The sequence below is a fragment of the Exiguobacterium sp. s193 genome (assembly GCF_018618755.1).
GTDB lineage: Bacteria > Bacillota > Bacilli > Exiguobacteriales > Exiguobacteriaceae > Exiguobacterium_A.
This window is the reverse complement of record NZ_JACSMR010000008.1, coordinates 64,429-89,281: the sequence shown is the minus strand read 5'-3', so window position 1 is coordinate 89,281 and position 24,853 is coordinate 64,429. Positions and strand designations below refer to the sequence as shown.

Here is a 24,853-nt window from a genome sequence, read left to right as displayed (position 1 = left end):
ATCCTCCACTCAAGGATGTCATCGACGTCTTCGGTTCGTAGACGCAACTCCTTGCCCGTGAAGGAATCATCTCTCTCGACGAACTTGATTCGCATGCCATCAACCATCTGTGGATGCCACGAGAGAAACGGACGATACAGGAGAGTCTCACCTCACCACCTGCCGTCATCTCCATGGGAACCATCTCTAGACTTCAGGCTATGGTCGAACACCTCGAGATATCGAGTCGTGTAATCATCGTGAACAAGCATGGAAGTTGGGCAGAGGATTTAAGGAGCCATGATTTGGTTACACACAGTCGTTTCACGGATGACGAATGCCTTGATTTCTTGAGGACCGCCCTCTCTGAGCGAGATGGTGCGATGAACTCCGTCGATTACGATTGATGGGCAATTAAGAGCGGCGCTCCAAGGCTCAACGCTTTGACGAAGCGATTCGGCTCGTGGCCAGATGCATTAGCGCGATCAATGACAATCTCGGATTAAGACGGACATCATCTTTTTCTTGCGCCTGCATATAGCTGTTCGAAGAAGTCTTGCTTGTCTAAATGGATTCGTCTTGTCTCCGGGACGTAGTGTGCACCGGCCAAGCGTATCTTCTGGATGGTCTTGTTCGAATCAAGCGAGACTCCGAATTTTCGTGTTACGAACGTAAGGAATTCATCCACAGACATGCCATCACTGATATGGTCCCGGACGAAGTCCGTGAGATTCCTACCATGTGAACCCTGATAGAAGATATCACCCGTCGCCAATGGGATGTAACGTATCCCCTCATGCACTCGACAAAGTCGTTCGTAGAAGATGTCGTCGAAGCCCAGGTCAAGTATTTTATGCGGGACTCGTTCGTGGATACTCTTGACGGTGAAGTATCTCTCGTCAGAAAAGCTTCTAGAGACGACCTCCTGAAAATCGATGAGATCTGATTTTGCGATACCTATCTTCTCAAGTACGGAGATGTTCATGTAGTGATTCTTCCCTATCTGGAAGAGGTCGAGTCCTGACTGAAGTTCAGATACAGTTTTCCAGAACGACCGTGTCTTCAATAACGGAGATTCATCCAACGTAAAGTACTGATTCTTCATAAGAAGATTCCGGTAATAGCATTCACCGCTCCCTATCTCCTTTCGGACTATAAAGCCACCACTCAACACATATCCGATGCTTTTCAACATTTTTTTATTAAGATATAGATTTTGTGAAGATTTGAGGATGGGATGTTCATCAATCAAATCCTGGATGATATAGATGTCGTCGACAAGTATTTTTTTCAGGAAATTTCTTTCGATTCTCGATGGTTTGGCAGAGACGCGGATTAATTTTCGTTCAGGAGTGACGTATTCCGGCAAATCGGTAAGCACGCGGGTCCGCGTGGAAGGTCCGTGTAACCCGAAATCCTCCTTCAGATGATTGATGAATGCATCGAGAGTGATTGGTGCCAACTTCTCAATCAATCGGATGAACCAACCAATCTTATCTTCGACACCTATCGCGAATTCAGGGATTCGTCTCATCCTGATGAAATCAATGTCTAATATACGTTTCAATACGTTATGCAGTTCGTGATGATCCCTAATGTCTAACGACCTTAAATAGGATTCATTCGCATCATAGACGAAGCTCGTACTATATATGCCTTCAGGCAGCATGAAGAGATTTTCGAAATTGAATTCCTCCCCGACGATTCGATTGGCTTGAAAATATCGGACCTTTTGGTCGTAAGAGTGTATGCAATGCGACGATTCTGCGATAGTACTTTCGAAATTATGTAAGGAAATTACATACTCTTCGATAACGCTCTTCTTGCCATAGAGCTGCTCGTCAAGGAATTCTGAATATCGTATATAATGGTTCTTGATGGAATCAGCATCTCGTCCATACATGTAAAAATACTTCTTTATGAGCTTTCGCTTAGTCATCGTCACGACGTCACCATTCTCATCCTCGAAGAGCGACTCTGCATGAAGATATCTAATCCGTTGACCCGGGAGAAGCTGATTCACGCAATCCATCTTATTCTTCTTGGCGCCATCCCTGGTTTGATTTTTTGTGCATTTAAGTTTTAGCAGATGGAACGTCTCTTTCTTCTCTAGGAGTACCTCCGTGAAGAACTCTTGGTCGACAGCATATTCTCGGAATATATTGATGGTCTGACGCGCTTCCTTGATGTGCGTGACTGGGACCTTCTCTAAGACCTTCTCCAACACTTGGCTAATCCTCTGACGAGATATCCCTTGTTCTTTCGCTATGTCGGTGGCACTCATCCCACTCAGACGTTTCTTCAGGAAGAGTTTACTCTGTCCATCCTCCAGGGTTTCCAGGAACTCGTCGAGCGACCTGAATTGTTTCGTCACATCGAGATTCGAAATGCTTACGAACTTCAACTTTTCAAGGCGACGTAACCCTTCTGACGTTTCTTTTCCAATCAATCCCGATACTATAGACCAGGAACGGAATGAGGATACGTCCTCCATCCGGTCGTATACAGAAATCAACCTACGGACGATTTTCTTGAGGTATGATCCATCCCTGGTTTTTTCGACACGTCCTACTAAAGGAACTCTACCGTTTTCTCCATGAATCTTGTGGACGTGATTCGACGGACTATTGCGTTCTGATGATGTCCTCACTGCACTGTCATGCATTCTTCCCTTACGTCCGATATATGATTCATGGGCGGACATGACTCTTTTATATACCGACGACCGCTCTACTCCCCCAGTCAGTTCCTTAAATGTCTCATAGGCCATTCCGTCGAGGTCCGTGAAACGTATCCGTGACGGAATCAAGATATTTTTAACGATATACTCACTCATTCCGCCTTCTGATAGGACGAGATGATACAGCGATGTCATACCATTCAACGAAGCAATCTCTTGTGGATTCAAATCGGTCAGGAGAGTCTTTATCGATTTTCTGATGGTTTGGTTCGGCCAAATTTCTTTCTGTGCCTTCCTATGGCTGATGACTTCGAGCGTGACGCCTGACTCCATCATCTTCGCTAGCGAGCGGAAGCTGACGTCATGTCCCTTCTCGATTGCTAAATCGGCAAGGCATAACACTCTTTTGTCCATCCACACATCTGTATGATATGTGGAATCCACAGGACCTTCTTCTAACGATGATTCAATGACTTCATCGATGCTTGGTCTTCCATGGTGTCTGACATAGGATTCGTAGGCGGACATGAGCCTCTTGTAGATGGATAACCTCTCCGCTCTTCCCGTCCGTCTTTTGAAGACTTCATAGGTCATCCCTTCTAGATCCGCGAAGCGTATCCGTGACGGAATCAAGATTGTTCTGACGACGTACTCGGTCACTCCTCCTTCAATCAGGACTAGGTTATACAACGATGTCATATCGTCCAAAGAAGCAATCTCTTCCTGGCTCATATCAGCGAGAAGTGCCTTCACTGATTTTCTGACGGTCGAGTTCGGCCAGATTTCTTTCCGAGCCGCTTTGCGATTGATTTCCTCGAAGATGACTCCCGATTCCATCATCCTCGACATCGAACGGAAACTGACATCATGACCCTTCTCGATTGCTAAATCAGCAAGGCATAGCAGCCTTCCATCTAATCGCTTTCCCGATAGCGCCACCTGGTTCCCACCGTCGGTATCACTTATAGGTTTAATAGAACTTTCATCCAGTGACGACCTGCCGTTCACATTAGTACGAGGTCTTCCATTTCGTTCGATGTAAGACAGATAGGCAGACATAACCTTTTTGTATACTGAAAGTCGCTCGATTCCTCCGGTCCGGTTCTTGAAGTCCTCATAGGTCATGCCCTCGAGATCTTCGAGTCGTATCCGCGACGGAATCAAGATTGTATTCACGACATATTCGCTCACACCACCCTCGACCAGGACGAGATGGTACAGAGATGTCATGCTAGCCAGCGAGTCAATCTCTTGTTGAGTCATGTTATTCAGTAGAAATTTCACCTTCCCCCTCGTTGCAAGGTTCGGCCATACCTCTTCAGGGCTCTTTATACAATTGATGTCCTCGAGCGTGACGCCTGACTCCATCATCCTCGCCAGCGAGCGGAAATTGAGATTCTGACCTTTCTCAACTGAAAGGTCCACAAGACATAGGAGTCTTCCATCCGACATCCGTTTTTTTTCTATTCGCGACATTTCTTGATCATTCGTCCTTTCATTAATAATCATCCTTCGTAATCAATCTGAAATCATCATCAGGAGCGACAGACGTCTACTCCTCTCGGCCATATACCATGTCTAAGAAGCTCTGCCTATTTGAGAACACTCGCTCCAACTCTTGAACATAGTACATATCAGAAGCTCTTATTTTTTCAATTAATTTTGACAGTGCGATTTCGATACCGTATCTCCTATGGATGTCTGATTGTAGGACGTTGATGTCCATTCCGTCTTGGACGATGCACTCAATGAAGTCCACCTGTCTCTTTTTTTCTTTCGAACAATATAGTATGAGGGAGGTCGCGAACTGAATGAAACGTATTCGCTTGTCGTACCGACAGATACTCTCATAGAAAATACCATCGAACCCGAGACCTAGGATGGCTTGGTTCAATTCTTCTTGTATGTTCTCGACGGAGAAGAACCGACCGTCAGAAAAGTGTACAAAAACTTTTTCACGAAAATCCAGTATCTCTTTTTTACTGACCCCTGCACGTTCAAGGACCGAAATGTTCATGTATGTCTCGTCATCCACTCGGAATAAATCAAGATTTTGCTGAAGATTGACAAGGACTCTCCAGAATGATTGTGTATTTTGTACTGCAGAAGAGTTATCGGTCCTGAAGTAATCCTTCGTCAACAAAAAGTGACGGAAATACCTTTCTGCACTCCCGAAACCTTTCCGTATCACGAATCCACCTCGCAAATCATAACCGACCGTGCCAAGGTTTCGATTGTTCAGGTATAGCTGACGGAAATTCTTTACGTCAGAATGTCGATTGATCAGCTCTGGCACCGTGTAGATATCGTCGACCAGAATGGACTTGATGAATGATTCTTCCTCGATGCTCAACTCGGTAATATCGTGGACAAGTTCGTTATGCGGAGTTAAATAAACTGACAACTCCATCTGTATCAAACTTCTCGATGAAGAGGCAAGAAGACCAAATCTTTCCTCTAATATTGATACGAACTCATCGAGAGATATTGGTCCCCATTCATCGATGAGTCCTACTAACCAATCTAATTTGTTCGTTACACCGATACTGAACTCAGGCATACGTCTAGTCTGCACTGTCTCTATACGAAGGTTGTCTTTTACGATATTATGAAGCTCGAAATAATCTCGTATATCGAGAGCGAAGAAATAATGAGCATGACGCTCATAAATGATACGCATGTTGTAGATGCCGGGATCCAGTCGAAACAACTCTTGGAATGTATTCGCCTCCTCAAGAATAGGCTTAACATCAAAATATCGGATTCTTCTTTTCGAGGATTGCAAACAACCTTCTATTCTATCAGCTATCCCTTCAAATGCCCTTTCCGAAATCATGTAATGTTGAAGGACCTCTTCTTGGTTTCTAAGTTCTTCTTCTATGAAAGATAGATATCGACGATGATGCTCATTGGCATGCTTAGTTTCACGCCCCTCTAAGAAAAAGTACTTCTCGACAAGTCCCATCTTCGAGAGTGGTGAGGCATTTCCCGAAACATCTTCGTAAAGCCCCTCACTGACGAGCATCCGTTGTCTCTGCTCTGATTGTAAAAAAGAGTAGATTTCTCTTTTGGCCGAAGTACCTTTCGTACACTTTTCAGAGAGAAAATGATAGACTTCTTTTCGTTCACCTAATACGGTCTCGAAAAAAACAGGATCAAGATCATAACTCTCAAATAGATACCTCATCCGTCTGGCTTCTGTGATGTGTGTCAGCGGGATGCTAGAGATGACCTTCTCTAGAATTTGTCTGATTCTTTCGCGTGTCACATTGTTGATGTCTCCTATTTCTTGGAGAGTCCTTCCCGTCATACGCTGCTCTACCATTCTTCTACTTATTTCCGGTATGGATGAGATGACTTCTTCTAGGTGCCTAGTCCGCTTACTCACTTGTTCTTCATTAAAGTGGACCAATCCGTTTTGCGCTAGACGTTCTAACCCTGCAGCGACCTCATGCTCTTGCAATCCCGTTTTTTTCATCCAGTCTCCAGGTATGGATTGGTCTGGCATTTCGTCGTATACAATGGTCAGATCCTTTTCGATTTGATTCACTAGTCGTTTCCCTAACTTCTTTGTCTGGATGATGCCAGTATCGTATGTCTCATCCCTGATACCACCATCGTTCTCGAACGCCTTCATTATTTTGATGAAGATGGCCTTACGCTCGCCACCACCTGTCAGTCTTCTGAATGTTTCATAATCAATCGTCGATAAATGATCGTACCTTATGCCGGAGGGATGTAAAAGATTTCTTACGGTGTTCTCACTCACACCTCCATCAACCAAGACAAGCCTGTAGAGAGACTTCCCCTCTCCCATGGTCGAACAATCTTCTTCCACATCAATCAACAGGCCATGGAGCGTCTCCTTCACGTTCGCCCGTATCCCCCCGACCACTTCTTCATCCCACTTTATGAGGTCTTCTAATGTGTAACCATCTTTCATCAACTTTGCAACCGATTGTAAGCTCAGCTTCGTCCCCCTGGAGTCTGCCAAGTCAAGAATTCCTAGCAATCGAATGTCCCTATTCTTTACCTCATCATTCGCCACGTCTTCGCCTCCTTCTTTAACTATCGCAGTAAGTGTATGTGGACTTTAACTTGCCCATAAGGTCCTCGATATCAAAATAAGATTCATGGCGGTGTCCATCAGAATATACGTTCAGACCGAATGAAGATCAATCAGATGTCATTCAAGACTTCGTTCATATAAATGTTCAAAAAAGACATTCTTGTCAATATGAAGGCGGCCAGTCTCAATAATGTAGTAATATCCGGCTTCTCTTAACTTCTCAATTACTTTTCTGGTGTTCAATGAGACACCATATTTTCCTTTAATCAATCTAATTAGTTCAGAAACTTCAATTCCCTCTTCCATTTCGCTTTTTAGAAAATCAGTTAGATTTTTCTTGTTTGCTGACTGGTAGAATATATCTCCGTTTCCTAAGGGAATATAACGTACTTCTTCTTGCTCGCGACATATACGCTCATAAAAAATATCCTCGAATCCTAAATCTAATAACTTATGTTGAATCTCATCGTGAATGTTTTTCATGGTAAAGTATTGCCATCCTATAAAAAAGGACGTGACTTGATTTCGGAAATCTATGATGTCCTTTTTAGATATATCTGCCTTTTTAAGAACGGATGACTTCATATAAAGATTTTCTTCAATTCTTAATAGTTCGGAAGATTTCTGGAAATTGGACAGTACTTTTAAAAACGATTGACTGTTCTGCAGAGTAGAGTGATTAGTCCTGAAATAGTCTTCCTTAAGAACCAGCCTTCTAAAATACTCTTCAGCGTTACCGATTTCTTTGCGGATTACAAAACTGCCACTCAACACATATCCTAAATTATTCAAGACCAAATTATTTAAATATTTTTGTCGGAAATTTTTAATTGCATGGTGACGCTCCTCGAGTTCAAGGATGGAATAGATGTCATCTACTATCAGCTCCTCTATGAATGTTATTTCTTCGCCATTCAATTGAGGGAGGATACTCGTCAATTGTTTTTGTGAATTGATGTAATCGGATAATTCGGTTTGAATGAGACTACGCGACGAGGCTGCATGCAGTCCGTAGTTTTTTTCGAGGTATAGCGCGAACTCCGGAACAGATATCGGTTCCATTTTGTTGATGAGGCCTAACATCCACTCAAATTTATCCGAGATATTTATAGAAAAATCAGGCATACGCCTCATTTCGACGAAGTCTATTTTTAAATGATAACGAAGCAAATTATGTAACTCATAATAATTCCGAATATCTAAAGAATTAAAGTATGACTCATTATTCTGAAACACGAGCTTCGTACTGTAAATACCATCATCAAGTTTAAATAAATTTTTTATGATATCTTTTTCGTTCATAACGCCAGTCGATTGAAAATGACGAACTTTTCGCTTTTCAGACTGTATACAGTAAGATGCACCAGCGACTATATTCTCAAAATTTCGAAGAGTAAAAGAAAGCATATGAACCTCTTCGTCCCTATTGTATAGTTCCGTCTCGAGAAATTCTAAGTAATTGGCATGATGGTCTTTTATATGCTTAATTTCCTTACCATGTAGACAAAAGTATTTTTCCAAAAGATTTTGCTTCGATAAAGCTACTAGTTTACCACTCGAATCCTCGATTAATGATTCGATATATAAGAACCGCTCTCTCTGCTCGGGGGACAACAGATTATACGCCTCCCGATTCTTCTTTTTCCCTCTAACACATTTTTCCTTCAAGAAGTAATAGATGTTTTCATCTTTCCCCAAAATATTTTTGAAGAAATTCAAATCAAGATCATAATTTTGATAGAGATGTACATACTTTCCTACATCACTGATGTGCGTTATAGGTAGTTCCGAAAGTGCTTTATATAATATCTGGCTCACATATTGATGAGAGATTGTATGTTTCTTCGCAAGAATTCCTAAATTACTCCCACTAAGCCGTGCCCTCAAAATATCCCGAGTACGTTCATTCATTTGACTGTCGATGAATTCTTCAATACTTATAGTTCTTTTCTTTATTAATCGACCGTCTATTTCAATCATCTTTAGATGTTTCAATCTTAATACAGCTCTCATAGCCGATTCTTCGTCAGTCTCGAACATTTTTATCCATGAAGTGATACTCTCTTCGTCTGACATTCGATCAAAAATATCAATCATCATTTCTTCAATCGATTTAGGAAAAGTTTTATTTGTTTGTAAACTTTCTTGACACATCCCAACCATTGCGCCCATAGTCTGTTCTTTGATTCTTTCGACATAAATATCATAAGCGGTCATGATTTTATGAAACAAAGCAAGCTTCTCTTTTCCTCCGGTCAATTTCTTAAAGTTGTCGTAATCCAATCCTTCTAAATTGCTAAAACGTAAATCGGAAGGTATCAAAAAATTCCTGATAACACTATCAGACAGTCCATTCTCAATAATAAGAAGACGATAAAAGGACTCTTGAGTCTTTAAAAAATCAAATTCTGTTTTGCTAATATTGTCCAAGAGACGATGTATTTTATTATTGATGATGGAATTAACTCCGTCGATTTTTTCAAAATTTACGAATAAATCTTCGAGCGTCTTACCAGATTTCATGATTCGAATTATCGAATTCATTCCTATTCGTACGCCTTTTAATTCTGCTAGATCCTTAAGGTTTATTATTCTTAAATCCATTTTCATATAATCACCTTTTTGATTCATAATTTCCTAATTCGCCCTTTCCGGAAAATTTAACCATACTTAATAAATTATATACCAATATCAATCACAAGGATCATCCACATCTATTTCCTTCTCAAGATATGTCTCGAGTCTCATCTCCTGGACGTCTATCCCTGTGCCGAGCAGTGCATGGTATGTCTTATCGATTTCGTCTATTACCCAATCGAAGTCCACGTTCACCTCATGCTCCCAGTAGCGTAGCACCGTCCATCCTTGGCAAAGATAATGCTCCGTCTGCTCCTTGTCTCGTTCACGGTTTCTCTTGATTTTGTTACGCCAAAATTCGACGTTGCTCTTTGGCTCCTTGTAGTGAACAGGACATCCATGCCAGAAGCATGAGTCGAGGAAAATGACAAGACGCTGTACCGGGAAGGCGATGTCCGGCGTCCCTAATAGCTTCCGATAATTCTTCCGGTAGCGTAACCCACGATGCCACAGCGCATGTCTCACCTTAACCTCCATCTTCGTATCCGTGCCTCTGACCTTGCTAAGGTTCTTATTCTTGGTCGCCATCATATTTACCCCCTTCTGTGCATCTCGATATATTCAGCTTTTCCTTTTATCGGTCATCAGGAAACCAAAAAAGGCACCTCCGCATCATGCGAAAGTGCCTCCAGTATGTCCGGGTCGCTCAAGCGACACATCAGTTATTGTTGATGAAGAAAGATTCCTGAGCAGGCATGAGCACAGGATGACGATCCTCAAGCTGCTCGATGCGGCGTCCCATCCGTTCGATGAGACCGACCACTAACGCGTTACCCATGCAGAAGTAACGCATTCGGTCGCTCATCGTGTTCGTCCAGTTATCCGGGAAACCGTTCAGCCGCTCACACTCGAGCGGCGTCAGGAAACGCCGACGTCCGTTGACCTCTACCACGTGGGAACTCCGGTTGGTCGTCCCTTCGCTCGTCAGCATCGTCCGGCCCGGCTTGTCGAGGTCGTCTATCTCTGACATGCCACCCTCAGCATAGATATACTTGTGTCCGTCAGCCGATGTCCGCTCGATTTTCTTCGCACCTCGGAGGAAGTTGAACTTCTCGATAGCCGTATCTTTCAGATAGAACTTCTCTGGCACCGTGTCCTCTGGCTGCAAGATGTCACGCAGCGGTGTCGGTTTCTCGAAGACCGGCTCGGTATGGATAGAGTAAAAACGCCCTTCATGCATATACCCCGAGTTATGGAAATTGGCAGAGAACGTGTCCGAAATCTCGACGATATCTTCCGGCAGCATACCGACGAGGCGACGATTCTTCACGACCTCCGGCTTGACCGGGAAGACGGGTGCGAAGAAACCCTTCTCGAACAGAATGTCGTCCGATTCGTAAGAGTCGAGCTCTTTCGAGAAGCCAGAATCATCTCGAGTAGCGAAGATGAACACGCGTCTCCGTCGTTGAGCCATGCCATACTCTGCAGCATTCAGGACACGCCATTCGACCTTGTAGCCGAGATCACGGAACGTCGCGAGCATGACCGCAAAATCACGTCCTCGTTGTTTCGCCGGCGACTTCAAGAGTCGATCGACGTTCTCGAGAAGGACGTAACGTGGGGTAGTCGCCTCGATGATACGCTTGATTTCCCAGAAGAGTACACCCTTCTTACCTTGTATCCCCTTCTCACCCGAAAGACTCCTCGCGACGGAATAGTCCTGGCAAGGGAAACCTCCGACGACGAGCTGGGCATCGAGGTTTTTGAACGCCTCGTCCGTCACGGTCGTGATGTCCTCGTTAGAGTGGATACCTTCCTTGAAGTTCGATGCGTAGCAATCGAATGCGTCCTGGGCCTTACGCGAAGGTTCCCACTGGTTCCCCCACACGACCTTGAAAAGGTCTGGATTCGCCTGTTCGAGACCGGTACGGAAACCTCCGACCCCCGCGAACAACTCGATTGTATTTAATCTATTTTTTGTTCCCATGAAATACGAACATCCTTTCGCCATCTATCAGTTTCTCAATTATATCAGAAAATATTCGCTTTGAACAGATCGAAATTTCGCGTCCTCGCAAGAATCTTTTTCGCCTCTGCCCCATGTTATAATGAGGACATCGAAGCACTAAAATAACTATACATATGGAGAGATGATCATGGAGCCGCAGAATAATGATACGAACGAGATGAAGAACAAGTCCTTCCGCCTGTCGGAAGAGGTGACACGCAGGATTTCTGAGCTGGTACGCGAACGCCAGCTGACGACGAACCAGCTCTTCGAGGAGTTCGTCACATTGAGCGAGAATCGCTCGCACGATCCCTTGCTGACGGAGGAGGACGAGCAGCTTACTTTGTTGCTCCGCCAGGTCGGGAACCTTTTCGAGGAACGATCCCTGCGCCTGAAACGTCAAGCGACGGACCTAGAATCCGTCCGGTCGCGTCATGAGGAGACCGTATACAGACTCGAGGCCGAGGTCACGGAGGAACGTGCTCGAATCGAGGAGGAAGGACTACTCGCGAGTGAACAGCTCGCGGAAAAAGAAAAAGCACTTCTCGAAACCCTTGAAAAGGCGGAGACGGAAAGACAGAAGGCTCTCGATGCCCTTGCGCGTCTCGAGAAAGAACATGCCGATACGGTCAAGACACTACGTAAAGAGGTCTTCCACTTCGAGGAACAGATTCGCCGCAATGACGAAGAGAAAGAACGGCTGCAAAGACAGATCCAGAGCCTGACCGAGGTCGCAGACGACTATAAGGCCCGTTCCCGGAACTCCGAGCGTCTGGAGGAGGAGAATAGGGAGCTGATGATGAAAGTACGGCTCCTCGAGCATGAGAAGGAGCAGCAGGCGTCGGCCGTATCGGAACGCATCGAACTGGCCGTCCTTAGGGATCGCGAGAGACGGACCGTCGACGACACAGAGGGACGACCATGAGTGACGTCGTCCCACTTCGCTAACGAGCCCCTGAGCCGCCTATTCCGCTTCAAGGAAGGACTACGAGTAGGGAAACAGGACGGTTATTCACCATCTTATTCAATACCGGCAAACTTAGAATCTTCATGATTCCGAGAGCGGCATCCTCGTCTACTATGGCGACAACTAGACGTCTGGGAAGGGCTTCCTCGCCCCTGAGCAACGCGGGAATAGGATAATAGGATAAGCTTTGGAAGGGATTACGTCTTAGATGATAGCAATCATGCACCGTTCTTATACTTCGAGTACGTCGGCAATAACCCCCGCTATGGCGAGGCTCTCTCTATCTTAAGATTTTACATCACCAGGATGCGGGGGCAACATATGAGAACTTGATTGCTCACTTCACCGTCCTCCCGTTTACAATTTCTGGTGATTGACTGCTCGACCTGAAGACAGATTTGGAGTCTAAACCTCATGAAGCGGCAGCTTGGCGGAGCTTCCGCGTCGACCGTTCGATACTATATGAAAAACTGAATAAGTCCATGCTTTCACTTTTCAATGATAAGAACTGCCATCCCGAGGCCGCTCAACTATAAAGAAATATGGATGATAAGATACCTCACCTCTACGAGGAAAATCGATGTCTCATAGGAATAGATGCGACCATGCGTATCAAAAAATGGGCCATCCGGGAGGACTACGTGAACTATTATCGTATATGCTTTGATGAGGCGCGTCGATAAATAAATGAACAATAGAGAGATGGATCACGTCCATCCCTCTATTCATAGTGTCTTACTATATTTTTCATCCTACGTGAGAACTCGGATGTAAGCCTGATGACGCGATAGAGGACGAACAACATCGGACCTGCAATCAAGACCGTGGTGAGTATTTAGCGTGAATAAATTAGATGTAGTAGAATTACCTATTTCCAAATTTAATAAACTAATTTTATGTAAAATAGTCAGCTTTGTATTTTTTCCAATTTATAGTATTCAATAATACTTTTAAACGTGTCTTTTTTCATAAACCAATTAGAATTTAATAAACTCTCATATACCTTAGCTTCTAGTGAATTTAAATTAAAAAACTCTGCTGAAGATTTATCGCTTTCTAATTTTTTTCGAACCGCTTCTAGACCTCCAGATAAATAATCAATAACTATACTTTTCACCCGTATCCTAAAAATCCTACTAGCAGTATTCCCATATCTCAAATCTAATTCCAACTTAAAAAATTGACGCTCTAACCTACTTCGCAATACTGAACTTCCCAAAGTACTTTTTATTTTGAATTCAAATGTTATAGGAAATGCCTCTATTAATTCACCTTCTAACCAATTTATACTTGTAATATCTTCAATATATGAATTTATTAACAATTTCTCTTCAATATCATATATTTCATCAGACTTATTAGAGTTACAATCTACACAACTTGGGATTAAATTCATCGGGGTTATTGCATAGTCAATATAGTTTGCCTTTGGGAGATAATGATCTAGTGTAGTTACATTCCCTATTAAGCAATAAGGACAAATAGCATCATCTGCAAGTAACAATAATTCATCATAAACATCTCTCCCTATCCCCGTATCATTTACTATATAATCTTCATATGCATCCTTCATCACATTTTTATCTACATATCTACTATAAGTATATAAATCTTCTCCAACTGTTAACATATCATCTAAATGATTTAACTTTATTTCTTTTAATTGTTCGAGAATCAAATTTTTAGTTTGTGTCGAATCAATAAAATCAATTAACTTATATTCTCTTAACTTCTCTAGCAATTTATTTTTAGCTATAGTATTAGGAAAATTAAAAAATTGTAATACAGGAGTGTCTCTAGGAATTTCTATTACTTGAGTAGGAACTATTTGATGTAATTCATTTTTGTTTTCATGCGCTAAAAAATTAGTATAGTGAGTTTCTTTTTCTATTAATTCACTTTTTATCGATTTTATTCTACCAACCCTAAACTTTCCAGCAAAACCTTGTCTATTAGCAAGTAAGTCATCAAAAAAATCATCGATTTTGATATTAGGCTTTGATAATTTATACATCATTAGTATCCTTTTCTAGTTCATTTAAATAACTTCTAACTATAGTTTTGGCATCTAAGCTTAACTGATGATTGAATTCTTCTAATACTAGATCATAATCTCGAAGATTTTCTGCAGCTTCCTTTAGAATTTTGTGAAATCCTGTATTTATCAATTCTAGTCCAAAAACTTCTTCAGTTAATATCCCTGTATTTTCACCAAAAGTTTCTATTCTAGGTCTTTCTATTTTAAATGCATTTCCATATTTACGAATAATAGATACAACAGATTTAGGTACTTCTTGTAGAACTACAGGAGAATGTGTAGCTACAATACCGACACCATTTTCAGCCGTTAAAAGTTCAGATAAACACCTTATATACGCTGATAACAAAGGAGGATGTAAGTGCGTTTCTGGTTCGTCAATTAATACTAATGATTTTTCCACTATTAATTCTACTATTTTAGAAATTGAAAGAAGAATAACTTTATGACCCGAACTCAAATACTCAAATTTAGATACGATGTTTTCTGTACAGATTTGCATATCTTCTTTATCTCGTCTAGTTTCAAAATATCTTTCTAGTGTAGTAATAAAATTTAATTTATTGAAATTATAATCAGCTTTATTTAATATCGTAAACATTTGATGTAAATGATATTGTTTTTTTCTAATCAGAATACTCAATATAGAGTCTCTAAACTCTTCATTAATTTCTGTATCACTTTTTGTTTTACCTAATTTTTTTTTCAATCCTACATAAAAAAATGAATCTTTCTCATCTTCTTCATCACTAGGATTTTTGTCGAATACACTAAATGAAATATAAACTAAATTAGCAAAATCATCTTGTAGTTTACCATTTATATATTCATTCATAATTCCCTTTAAAACTGTAGTTTTCCCAACACCATTTGTACCAATAACCGCGTGTAGATTTGTGGGTGGTAATGTATCTGGCTCAACCTTAAAATGTAAATTCTTCTTTTTATTTTGATATTCTAAGGAAAATAAAAAATCAAAGTCCGTTAATAATGTTCCTCCTCTAGCTATTCTCTTAAACTGATTTTCATAATTATATTTATTCACTTCTCTCATCAAAGAGACCGTTAACACTTCTTGTTCCGAATATTTTTTCATAAGCTCATCATTATAAGCAATATCATTGATAGCCGTTAAAAAATCGATTCTCAAATCATCGTCTAATTCTTTAATATTCTTGTAGTATTTTGCACTTTGACCTAGAGAAAAAAATTTATTTGGTAATTCTAGAAGAAAATCATCACGACCAGATACTAATTGATTTAATACTGTTCTAGTCTTTTCATCTGTAGTTTGATCTTCAAATCCTATTTTCACATCTCCAATTTCAGTCTTTTTTAAATTTTTATCTATGTATTCAACGTTAAATAATGTATAGAAAAGATAATCATTCCAATTATCTGGTACTAAATGAAAACCCTCTTTACTTCTTGCCTCATTAAACTTTGTTATGTAAATTTTAATAAGTCCCACCTCCGGATAAGTATCGTACACCTTGCTACGTAAAGAATTTATTATTCGGTAAATTGCAAAACCTCATGTGGCTTCCTTAGAGTAATAATTGACCCTTTACATTAATCTTTAAACTTTTAAAGTCTTTAAAAAATCATTGAAGTTTTTTTCTGCAATAGGCATTACCTAATATCTTAAATTTGATAAATTTTATAACTTCTCTGAACACTAAAACACTAAAAAATATTCAATCTACTAAAAAATAATAGAGAAAGAATAAATTTAAACTTCAAAATTGGATTGAATTTAGTTTAGTATAAATAAATTTTCCATAAAGTCTTAAATTTGAGGCTACATGACGTTAAGCCACATCCCTTTTAAATAAATACATCAGTGGATAATCGTGCTGTTCATCCACTGATGCCATGAAATTAATTATTTTTTAAAATTATAGCTTTCTTTCCAATTAATTTCTAACAAGTTTTCTTTTTCTATAGAAATTATATAGTTGAACTCTAGTCTTTTTGAGACATTCCCTACATCATTGAAAATTTGCTTTTCTCCGCCGATAAACCAAATCAACTGCAAATCTTTTTCTTCTAACCATTTTTCAAAGTGATTTGATTTGATTAGCGCTGCCGAAGGTCCTTTTTCTAATTCACTTGAGTCCATAAATATTATGTCACCTTCCGGACTCTCCCAAGTACTAAAATTGTCTAAAGACCTTTTTAAATATAAGTCTTTAATTAATTGTTGGTTAGGTAAATAGAGAGAAATGTATTGATCGGTGGAGTCGTCTCTTCCACCTGATTCCCATTCATATTCGTTAACTGGAACTAAATGCTGGATATTTAAAATTCGCGAATCATCACCACTTTGCCAAATATTAAAATTTCTATAATAAAGATGCCACGGATATTCTCGTAAATAACCTTGGTGTGAAGAACTTCTTGGTGCAAAAGCAGAGGGATCGAATAAAGGTTTATCCTTCACTTTTTCAAATACATTATCCATATCAATTTTTGAGATTATGCATGTATTGATTCTATACCATAATTCTTCTTTAGATTTACCATCTATAGTTTTATTCGTCCATTTTCTAAAACTTCTCAAGTTATGCCACTTTTCACCTTTATTGTCGGTTACTATCAATAAGTTCTCGAAATCAGGAAGAGTATCTTCATCGAACACCCAATCCTCTGATTCACCTACACTAAATATTGGTGTATATGGTGACCACCAAACCTTTCCGAACTCATCTCGATTCGAATCATTTGTAGCTCTCAACCATATAGTAGGATCAATGTCACGTTTCCAAAGCTGCCACGGACCTTCATATTCTACTTCATCGTCATATCTGTCAGCCCAATACAAATTATCTGCCATTCTAGCTAAAAGTTCATAAAATGCAATCCATTGATATTTCTTACCGATTCGTTCAATATTTTTTCCTTCCCTTCCATAAGTATCACAGTATCTTCTTTCAAATTCGTAAAACATTTTTGAGTCCCAACCTAAGTCATATACTTTTTTGAGTACCCATCTTTGCGCCCATTTCCTACTAAAAATTGCCGCTCTATCATTGATTCCTAAACCTGTTAGCCATCTAAAATATTCTTTATCCTCATCTGACAAGGCATCATTAATATTCCTTTTTAAAGAATCCCACTTTTCACCTGGGCTATCTACATTTTTAGTAACGATTGAAATTTCTCCTGGTATTTCATCAGTCTCTTTAAATAACTCTTCAAGGTCATACTCAGCTAAAATATCATCTATAATGGTAGACTTTACGGGTTTACCATATGATTCAATTCTTTGATTGATTTCTTGTAAATATTCTTCTCTTAATTCAATAGGTACTTTATCAGCGAACTCTAAATGTAATTCATATGATGTTTCAGGACGACTTTTTATTGACGGTGTTGCTGACCAATCATGTACACACGACATAGTATAGTTTCCAAAATCTCCGGGATAACCCATAAGAGAATTTTTAATCGTAGAATATTCATCTTCAACTAAATCTTCAATGTCTGATGCAGTAGGATTTTCAATTGGCCATTCGCTAATATAAGGTGGTCTAAAATTATTGCTCATCTCTTCAGAGATTAAGTTTTTATTTAAAGCGTATTCCATTATCCCTCGAGCATAGTCTCTTAAAAGAAGATGCGGATCTGGTTTCTTATCAATAAATTGTAACTTATAAACGTTCTCCGCAATTTCTCTGACTCCATCTGGATCATTGATATTGCAGACTACTCCATAACTTACTGCATACAATCTCTCTTTTAAATATAAATCGTCTATATCCTTAAAATTCGATAACAACTCATTAATAATGTCTGAACGATGACTCAAAATTCGAACTAAAGATTTAGTTGATTGATCCCTTACTTTTATATTTGTAGTTGATGTCATCCATAAAAGTACATAGCTCAGTAACTTTATTCGTTCGTCCTCTACATCCCTTAAATCTGCATACAATGACCAATCGATTAAAGTTCGAGTCACAGATTGAGGTTGTGCTTCATCCTCATCATAATCGCTTACTGCGATGTGCGTTGACCAAAAGTAATCTCTTTCTGTAAACTTTATTCTTTTTAGGTTTTTGTGTAGAAACTCTGCATTTAATGGATGATCAGGTTCCGTAGATAAAGCTAATATCTTATCTAAAGCTTTATTAAAAAAGCCGTGATTAGAAATTTCATTTAGTAATGCAAGCGTTCTATCACCAATAGAGTCTTTGCTACGTAACAAAAGAACATCTGTAAACGATTTATCAAAAATTAGATTATAATGTTGATTTTCATCAGAAATAAAGTCAACAAACTCCAATTTGAACCTTTCTGGAAAAACTATACCTAACGCTTCAATAATTCCAGAGTATTTATATGGATTTTTTATTACTTCTTCTAACTTTCCATCAGTCGAAAACTCAGCTTTAAGATTTTCAGAATCCACGTTATTGATAATGTTTTCTGCAATGAAATAATCGCTAAATCTTTCGTACGTAAACCTGACAACTTCAATTGCGTTGTCACTACTATCACTTATCATATCTAATGCCAGTAAACCTTCTGAAATAAGTATATCTATTAAATCATCATCAAAGTTAGGCTTAGGATCAACTTCTCTTAAAGCATTCGCCGCTAAGTTTATTTCAACTCCAAATAAATTATCTGGGTATATTAGTTCAATCAACCTTGATAAAATCCTACTAGAAACATTTCTATTCCCCATATATTTTTTTCTGCGCTTGATAACACTCTCAATACTTTCTAAATAAAAGTTAAAAATTGCGGATTGACCCTCGAGACCTTTAGGGAAGGAAGTTAAACCTTTTGATTTAATTGCTTTACAACATGTTTTTAAAAATAGTGGGTTACTGAATTCAGGCGATAGTAATGGTACAGAAGGTTTGTCTATTCCTTGTTTCGACAAATACTTCATCGCTGCACGATGTTCGAAGCCCTTAAAACCCGTATGAATAATTTCCACTATGTGTCTTTTAATTTCTTCAGGTAATATGAATTGCTTATAAGTCGACCTACAGCTTATAAGCAAAGAAATATGAGGATAGGTTTTCAATTCAGTTATAAAAGATGTTAATTGATCTTGCCAATCAAAACGCCCATTCCCTTCGTTTAAGGCATCAATGATGATTAATGTTCTGGTTCTCTTCGCCTCTCCAGCTGCATCTAAAGCCCCTAGTAACTGTTTGAAACTTACGTCCTTCAAATCAAGTTCTTCAGCTAGAAAATTAAGTGGATTTCCTCCAGAATATCTTTGGCCTAATATAAAGACAGTAGGTAAACCTTCAGCTATACGCTTTTGTGCTATATCACATAATAAATGTGACTTCCCTATTCCAGCATCACCTAACACGGCTATACTTTTTGTTTCGTATGCTTCCGTAGCAATACTAAATACAAAAGCTTCTATACTGTTTAATTCTCCAGTGATTTCTCTAAATTGATACCTAATATTTCTCCAATTTTCACTTTTATCATCGGGATTTTCTAAAATAAAATTACTAAACTCAGAAGTTAAGCTTTTTAATCTTTCAAATCGTTCTTTAATATTTGTAATTTTCATTTCGTCGTATTTAGTCATTAAAATTTTTAAATACACTTCTTTGAATTCAGTTGCATTTTCTTTGAATGTGGTCCATTTTGATTCTGTGTTCAAAGATATGTGTTCCAAGCGATCTAACCGATTTATTTTATCAATCAAATCGAACGCAATCTTTTTTTGATTATCAATAGTCTCTTTCCATTCATTAGATATACCTAATCCTTCTAGCTTTTTCTGAATAGGTAGACTAACATGATATTCTTCTGAAAACCGCTCACCCAAAGAAATTTTTGATCTATTAGCTAATTCTGTAAAAGTTTCTTCACTCAATACTGGCTCGTTAAACCAATAGAATGTCCTACCAACATAATTACTTTCATCTCTTTGTAACAACATGCTTAATTCATGACGACCAAAATATTCAAACTCTACATTCATTCCTTTATCTGTAGCTAATTTAATCCAGCTTTCAACATATTGATTCCATTTATCCAAAGAAGATTTAACTTGCTTCCCACCACGACCTTTTTTTCGACTATCGTTTAAATCCTTTGGCACGCTTACATAATATTTAGTTAATCTAGGATGTTTCTCAATTGCTGTTTTGACTGATTCATCTATTTGACTCCACTGACCATCTTCGAGCCTATCTGTAAAATATTTCGCCTGCCAAGCATGCTCTGAACCATCTTCCAAAACCCAATAACATTCAACACCAGCATCTCCACCAGCTCCATCTTTTCGAATGAAATTTTTCCCTTTATTCGGTTTATTTAGATGGGCTATTTGACAAACCAACTCTTCAAATCCCCCGTCTTTACTACCATCAAATGCCCGAATGCGAGTAAAATCAAGTTCAATCATTTAGATAACCTCACTATCCTAGTAGAATAATTATGAAATTTATTATATATTATTAATATTATGAATTAATAATAAAAAGAAAAATCAGTTTCCTAAATAAGTTACACAATTTGATTCGACTTGTTTTTTTATTATCTTCCTAAAAACTCCTCGGACAAGTGACCGCATCATCAAGCAGATTTGATTTATGATATCGCGATGAGATGTCCTGGCAATGGCGGAAACGAAGATATTAACTTGCAAAATATGGAAAAATAGGATTCCGCAATCTATCTCGAAATCCTACTCTTTCCAATCTATTTATCGATACATGGCATCATGAAGCCCGCAATCAAAAACATCTTGCCGCTCGAATACTTCATTCGAACAAGGCAACGATTTCGTCGTAGTCCACCGTCGGATCAGGGCGAAGCTCACCATTCTCGATTGCGTCAAGCATGCGCTGTTCCTTCATCTTGAGACGATCATAAATCTTCTCGTCGACCATTCCGTGTGCCTCCGGCTGTCCCTGCATCATCATGTAGTGATAACGCGTGTACTGACCTTGCAGCAAACCGAGTCGATGGATACGATCCCGAGATTGCAACATGTGTGTCAGGTTGAAGGAATACTCCAGATAGATCGCGTCATGACAGACGTGATGGAGAGAGACCGATTCGGCGAGCGTATGTGGATTCGTGATGATGACGTCGAGCTCACCCGCCTGGAACGCCTTGATGATACGCTCGCGCTCCTCGAGTGGTGTGCTTCCATAGATGGCCTCGGCCTTGATGCCACGTGCAAGAAGCTCTGTATGGAACTGATCAATCGTATGGATGAATATACACCAGACGACGGACGTTTTCCCTTCATCGTATAAATCGGAGACGAGCTCCACCGCTGCACGGAACTTCCGTGTCTTTGGCACACGACGTAGAAGCTCTACCTCCGACCGATTGAGTACGACCGGAGTAGTGTCCGATTGTTTCGTGAAGGATAATCCTGTGGCCTCCTCTTCCCCATACATCTCCTGGAAGTCGAGCGCCCGTAAAAGGAGTTCGGGACAGGTGGATGCCTGAAGGAGTCGGATGTACATGCTGAACGCGTTACCCATGTACTTACGATGGATGAGGTCGATGATAGCCTGTTCGGCATCGTTCGCCTCCACGTGGTATTGGATGTCCGGTTCTGCCTGTGGCACCTGTAGTTCATGCTTCGTGGTCCGCCAGAAGAATGGCAACAGCTTCGCATTGATCTCCTCAATCCTTGTCGAGGTCGGATTCTTCAATTCACTCGGCTTGAAGTTGAAGAAACTCTTATAGTCCTCGGCGTATAGGATGTTGAGGAAGTTATAGACGTCCTCATAGGTGTTCGGTATCGGTGTACCGGTCAGGACATACTTGTAGGACGTCAACGTCGAAAGACGCTTCGCGATCTGGGCGCGCTTGCTCTTCATTCCTTTGATCTTATGGACCTCGTCGAAGACGAGCATCGTGCGGCCATCAATGACGTCACTCAGTACACCCTCGAATCGACCCAGTGACTCATAGTTCACGAGGACGAGGTCGAACGAATCTCCACCGAGACGGAGTTGTCGGATGGGTTCGTCCGTGTCATGGATGTTGAGTAGCCGAAGCTCTCGCTTCGTCCCGAAGTTCTCGACGTATTCGTCCTTCCAAGCGAGGAAGGTGTTTTTCGGACCAATCATGATGATCTTGTTCACTCGATCAATCTCCTGTGAGGAGAGATAGGCGAATGCCCCGTATACCATCGAGGTCTTCCCCGCGCCTGGTACGGAGAAGTTGGCAGCACGATGCATCTCCGCCATGTAGAAGGCGGACTGCATCTGTTTATCACGGAGCTCACGGTGGAGCTCACGATCGACGATCGACGCGAAGCGGGCGTACTTGTCCTCGATACGATCATCTTGCGTCTTCAACAGCATCGCATAGTTCGAGCGTTCCTCGATGAGATAGGTCTGTCGGTCGAGATATTCGGCCAACGCACGTGTCACTACGACATCGAAGTCCCGTCGTCGACCAAGTTTCTCGAAGAGCTCGATGATTTTTCGCATCTCCACATATGTCAATTCCTCACGAAAATGAGGATAGCCCTTCTCTACGTGGTAATAAGGCTTCAGCTTCGTCTTGATGGTGAGCTCGTTCGCTTTTATTTTCCCCGGCGCTACGTTGTCGTGTATCACGAACCGGCCATCGTCCACCGTCAGGATCATCGCGTCCTCCTGCAGCATCTCCTTGTCCAATATGATCGTCCCCTTGTCGTATGTCAGTATCTTCTTGATGATGAGTTCCTCGATATGTTTGACGTAGATGTTCTCCTCACGCATCCGGTCCGCCCAGAGCAGGTCGAACTCGCGGCGCGCACGAGGAATCTTCTCGATGTCGAAGGGCGAGGAGAGCCATGTCGTCGTGATGTCGAAGGACTCGAAGTTGTTCTGGATGGCGGCGCTCGTCTCATTGTTCGAGCCTGTGAAATAGATGATGTTACCGGCACCGTCCTCGACGAGGCCGAACTTCGAATGGAAGAGCCCGGACGACTTGAACCCGATGCGGATGTCGACGACACCACTCGCAATCAGATGCGCGAGGTTGCAGTAGTCCATCATCTCCTGGTCATCGAGTCGTTCGTCGAGTCGTTCAATCAGACTTTCGACGGTCTGTTCCCGTAGGGCATAGCCCTGCCTTATCAGTCCTACGTCCTCCTCGCTTAATTCCTCTGAGACGATGAGGCGCATCCGTCCACCATTCTGGACGAGTCCCTTGACGCCCTGACCATAGGAGGCCAGTGCCTTCGAGCTGAAGTACCCGCTGACCCGGTCATAGGAGACCGCCCTTCCGAGGACGGGCGTATAGAAGTCCTTGCCGATCTGATGCTCCGTCGTGTAATAGGATGGGCGTAGCACCAGGTCACGGAAGTCAGAGTCGTGATTCATAGGCCTCTAGTTCCTTCCGGATCTGCTCGACGAGACGGGAGAACTCCTTCTTCGATCCGACGTCCATCCGAGCAATCTGGTCCGCGTCGACGTTGTCGAGCGTCCGGATGACCGTGTTCAATGAATCGATCGGCTTCATCTTGACACGGGTCAACACCGTCTCGTCCACTCGCTTGCTGACGATAGAGCTTGCTTCCTCGCGTACGTTCTTGAGGTTCTCATTCAATTTCTTGACCGTGTTCACCGTCACGCTCACTTCTTCCTGATATGCTTCGTAGACATCCTCGACGATTTCGTCATATTCATCCAGGAACTGTTCCCGATTCCCCGCTTGGATGATTTCCTTGCCGATGCGTCGGATATACCGTGTCAGGTCGCCGTCCTTCGAGAGCGTCATCGAAGTGAACAGTGCACTCTTGACTCGGTCGTGTTCCTCCTCGTCCTTCTCCTTGTTCAGGATGAGCATGATTTCCTGGAGTGGACCATCGAGTTCCATGTCGCGTGCCACATAATATTTTCCCTCTGCGTTGATGAACGTAAGAAATTCGACCATGAGGTTCGCCTTCTTGAGCATCTTCTTGACGTCTCCCTCGGTCTTGTTCGTGTTCGAGGCGTATTCCTTCACCGTGAAGTATTTGTTCTTCTCGATATCGTTGTAGACCTCGACCAGGTTGTCGATGGCGTTGTAGTCGACCGGTCGCTCCTCACCATGTTGCAGGTTGAGCTCGAGTCGCTTGATGTCGATGGCGGAGAGGCCTTCCGACGGGTCAAGGATGACCGCCTCGAAGAATGACGTCTTCCCTTCACGCTTCAATTGACGAAGACACGTGTAACGACGGTTCCCGTCGACGACCGTACCATCGTTCAGGACGACGCCTGGCAGACGCTGTCCGAAAAGGTCGATGTTCTTCTTCGTCTTGTCGAGGGCCGATTTATTGGACTCGACGATAAATTGTTCGACGAGGTCATTGTAATCCTCCTTCGATAGGGTCTCGATGTCCTTCCCTTCCGACTCATAACGGTTCATCGAGCTGATGATACGTCCATTCTGACGGTTATAGAGTAAGTGTTCGAGTGGAATCTGGTATACCGGATAGCTGCGTGTCTTTCCTTTGATCGTCAGCTTGCGCGTTCCGTCCGTCAAAGAGATGCTTTTTCCGATTTCTTTCTGTAGGTCGATCGTGTTCTCAAAGTTCATGTCGTATGATTCCT

11 protein-coding genes are annotated in these 24,853 nt (G+C 41.4%); 1 reads left to right on the top strand and 10 read right to left on the bottom strand.

Going from position 1 to position 24,853, the window contains the following annotated elements:
* Positions 1-493 precede the first annotated feature (493 nt).
* The 5 genes from KNQ04_RS10870 to dcm form a co-directional block, all read right to left on the bottom strand.
* Positions 494-4,168 (bottom strand): sigma-70 RNA polymerase sigma factor region 4 domain-containing protein, encoded by a 3,675-nt coding sequence (locus KNQ04_RS10870; protein ID WP_214850683.1) that lies wholly within the window; start codon positions 4,166-4,168, stop codon positions 494-496.
* 43 nt (positions 4,169-4,211) lie between these two features.
* Positions 4,212-6,707 (bottom strand): sigma factor-like helix-turn-helix DNA-binding protein, encoded by a 2,496-nt coding sequence (locus KNQ04_RS10865; RefSeq protein ID WP_214850682.1) that lies wholly within the window; start codon positions 6,705-6,707, stop codon positions 4,212-4,214.
* Positions 6,708-6,845: 138 nt separating this feature from the next.
* Positions 6,846-9,359, bottom strand: coding sequence for a hypothetical protein (locus KNQ04_RS10860; RefSeq protein ID WP_214850680.1), 2,514 nt, complete (start codon positions 9,357-9,359; stop codon positions 6,846-6,848).
* A gap of 60 nt (positions 9,360-9,419) precedes the next feature.
* Positions 9,420-9,893 (bottom strand): very short patch repair endonuclease, encoded by a 474-nt coding sequence (locus KNQ04_RS10855; protein WP_214850678.1) that lies wholly within the window; start codon positions 9,891-9,893, stop codon positions 9,420-9,422.
* 130 nt (positions 9,894-10,023) lie between these two features.
* The gene (gene dcm / locus KNQ04_RS10850) at positions 10,024-11,316 is read right to left on the bottom strand and encodes a DNA (cytosine-5-)-methyltransferase (RefSeq protein ID WP_251137004.1); all 1,293 of its coding nucleotides are present in this window, start codon (positions 11,314-11,316) and stop codon (positions 10,024-10,026) included.
* Positions 11,317-11,461: 145 nt separating this feature from the next.
* Here dcm and KNQ04_RS10845 point away from each other — a divergent pair, with 145 nt between their 5' ends.
* On the top strand, positions 11,462-12,238 hold the full coding sequence (locus tag KNQ04_RS10845) for a hypothetical protein (protein ID WP_214850676.1): 777 nt from the start codon (positions 11,462-11,464) through the stop codon (positions 12,236-12,238).
* A gap of 949 nt (positions 12,239-13,187) precedes the next feature.
* Here the strand turns inward: KNQ04_RS10845 and KNQ04_RS10840 are convergent.
* The 5 genes from KNQ04_RS10840 to KNQ04_RS10820 form a co-directional block, all read right to left on the bottom strand.
* Complete coding sequence (locus tag KNQ04_RS10840) at positions 13,188-14,294, bottom strand: HNH endonuclease (protein WP_214850674.1); 1,107 nt, start codon at positions 14,292-14,294, stop codon at positions 13,188-13,190.
* Positions 14,287-15,789 (bottom strand): AAA family ATPase, encoded by a 1,503-nt coding sequence (locus KNQ04_RS10835; protein WP_214850672.1) that lies wholly within the window; start codon positions 15,787-15,789, stop codon positions 14,287-14,289. Before KNQ04_RS10835 ends, KNQ04_RS10840 begins: the two co-directional genes overlap by 8 nt.
* 414 nt (positions 15,790-16,203) lie before the next feature.
* Positions 16,204-20,709, bottom strand: coding sequence for an NACHT domain-containing protein (locus tag KNQ04_RS10830; protein ID WP_214850670.1), 4,506 nt, complete (start codon positions 20,707-20,709; stop codon positions 16,204-16,206).
* 358 nt (positions 20,710-21,067) lie between these two features.
* The gene (locus KNQ04_RS10825) at positions 21,068-23,641 is read right to left on the bottom strand and encodes an SNF2-related protein (RefSeq protein WP_214850668.1); all 2,574 of its coding nucleotides are present in this window, start codon (positions 23,639-23,641) and stop codon (positions 21,068-21,070) included.
* Entirely contained in the window at positions 23,625-24,839 is a 1,215-nt protein-coding gene (locus tag KNQ04_RS10820; RefSeq protein WP_214850667.1) for a hypothetical protein, read from the bottom strand. The genes KNQ04_RS10825 and KNQ04_RS10820 overlap by 17 nt, the downstream gene beginning before the upstream one ends.
* Positions 24,840-24,853: the final 14 nt, after the last annotated feature.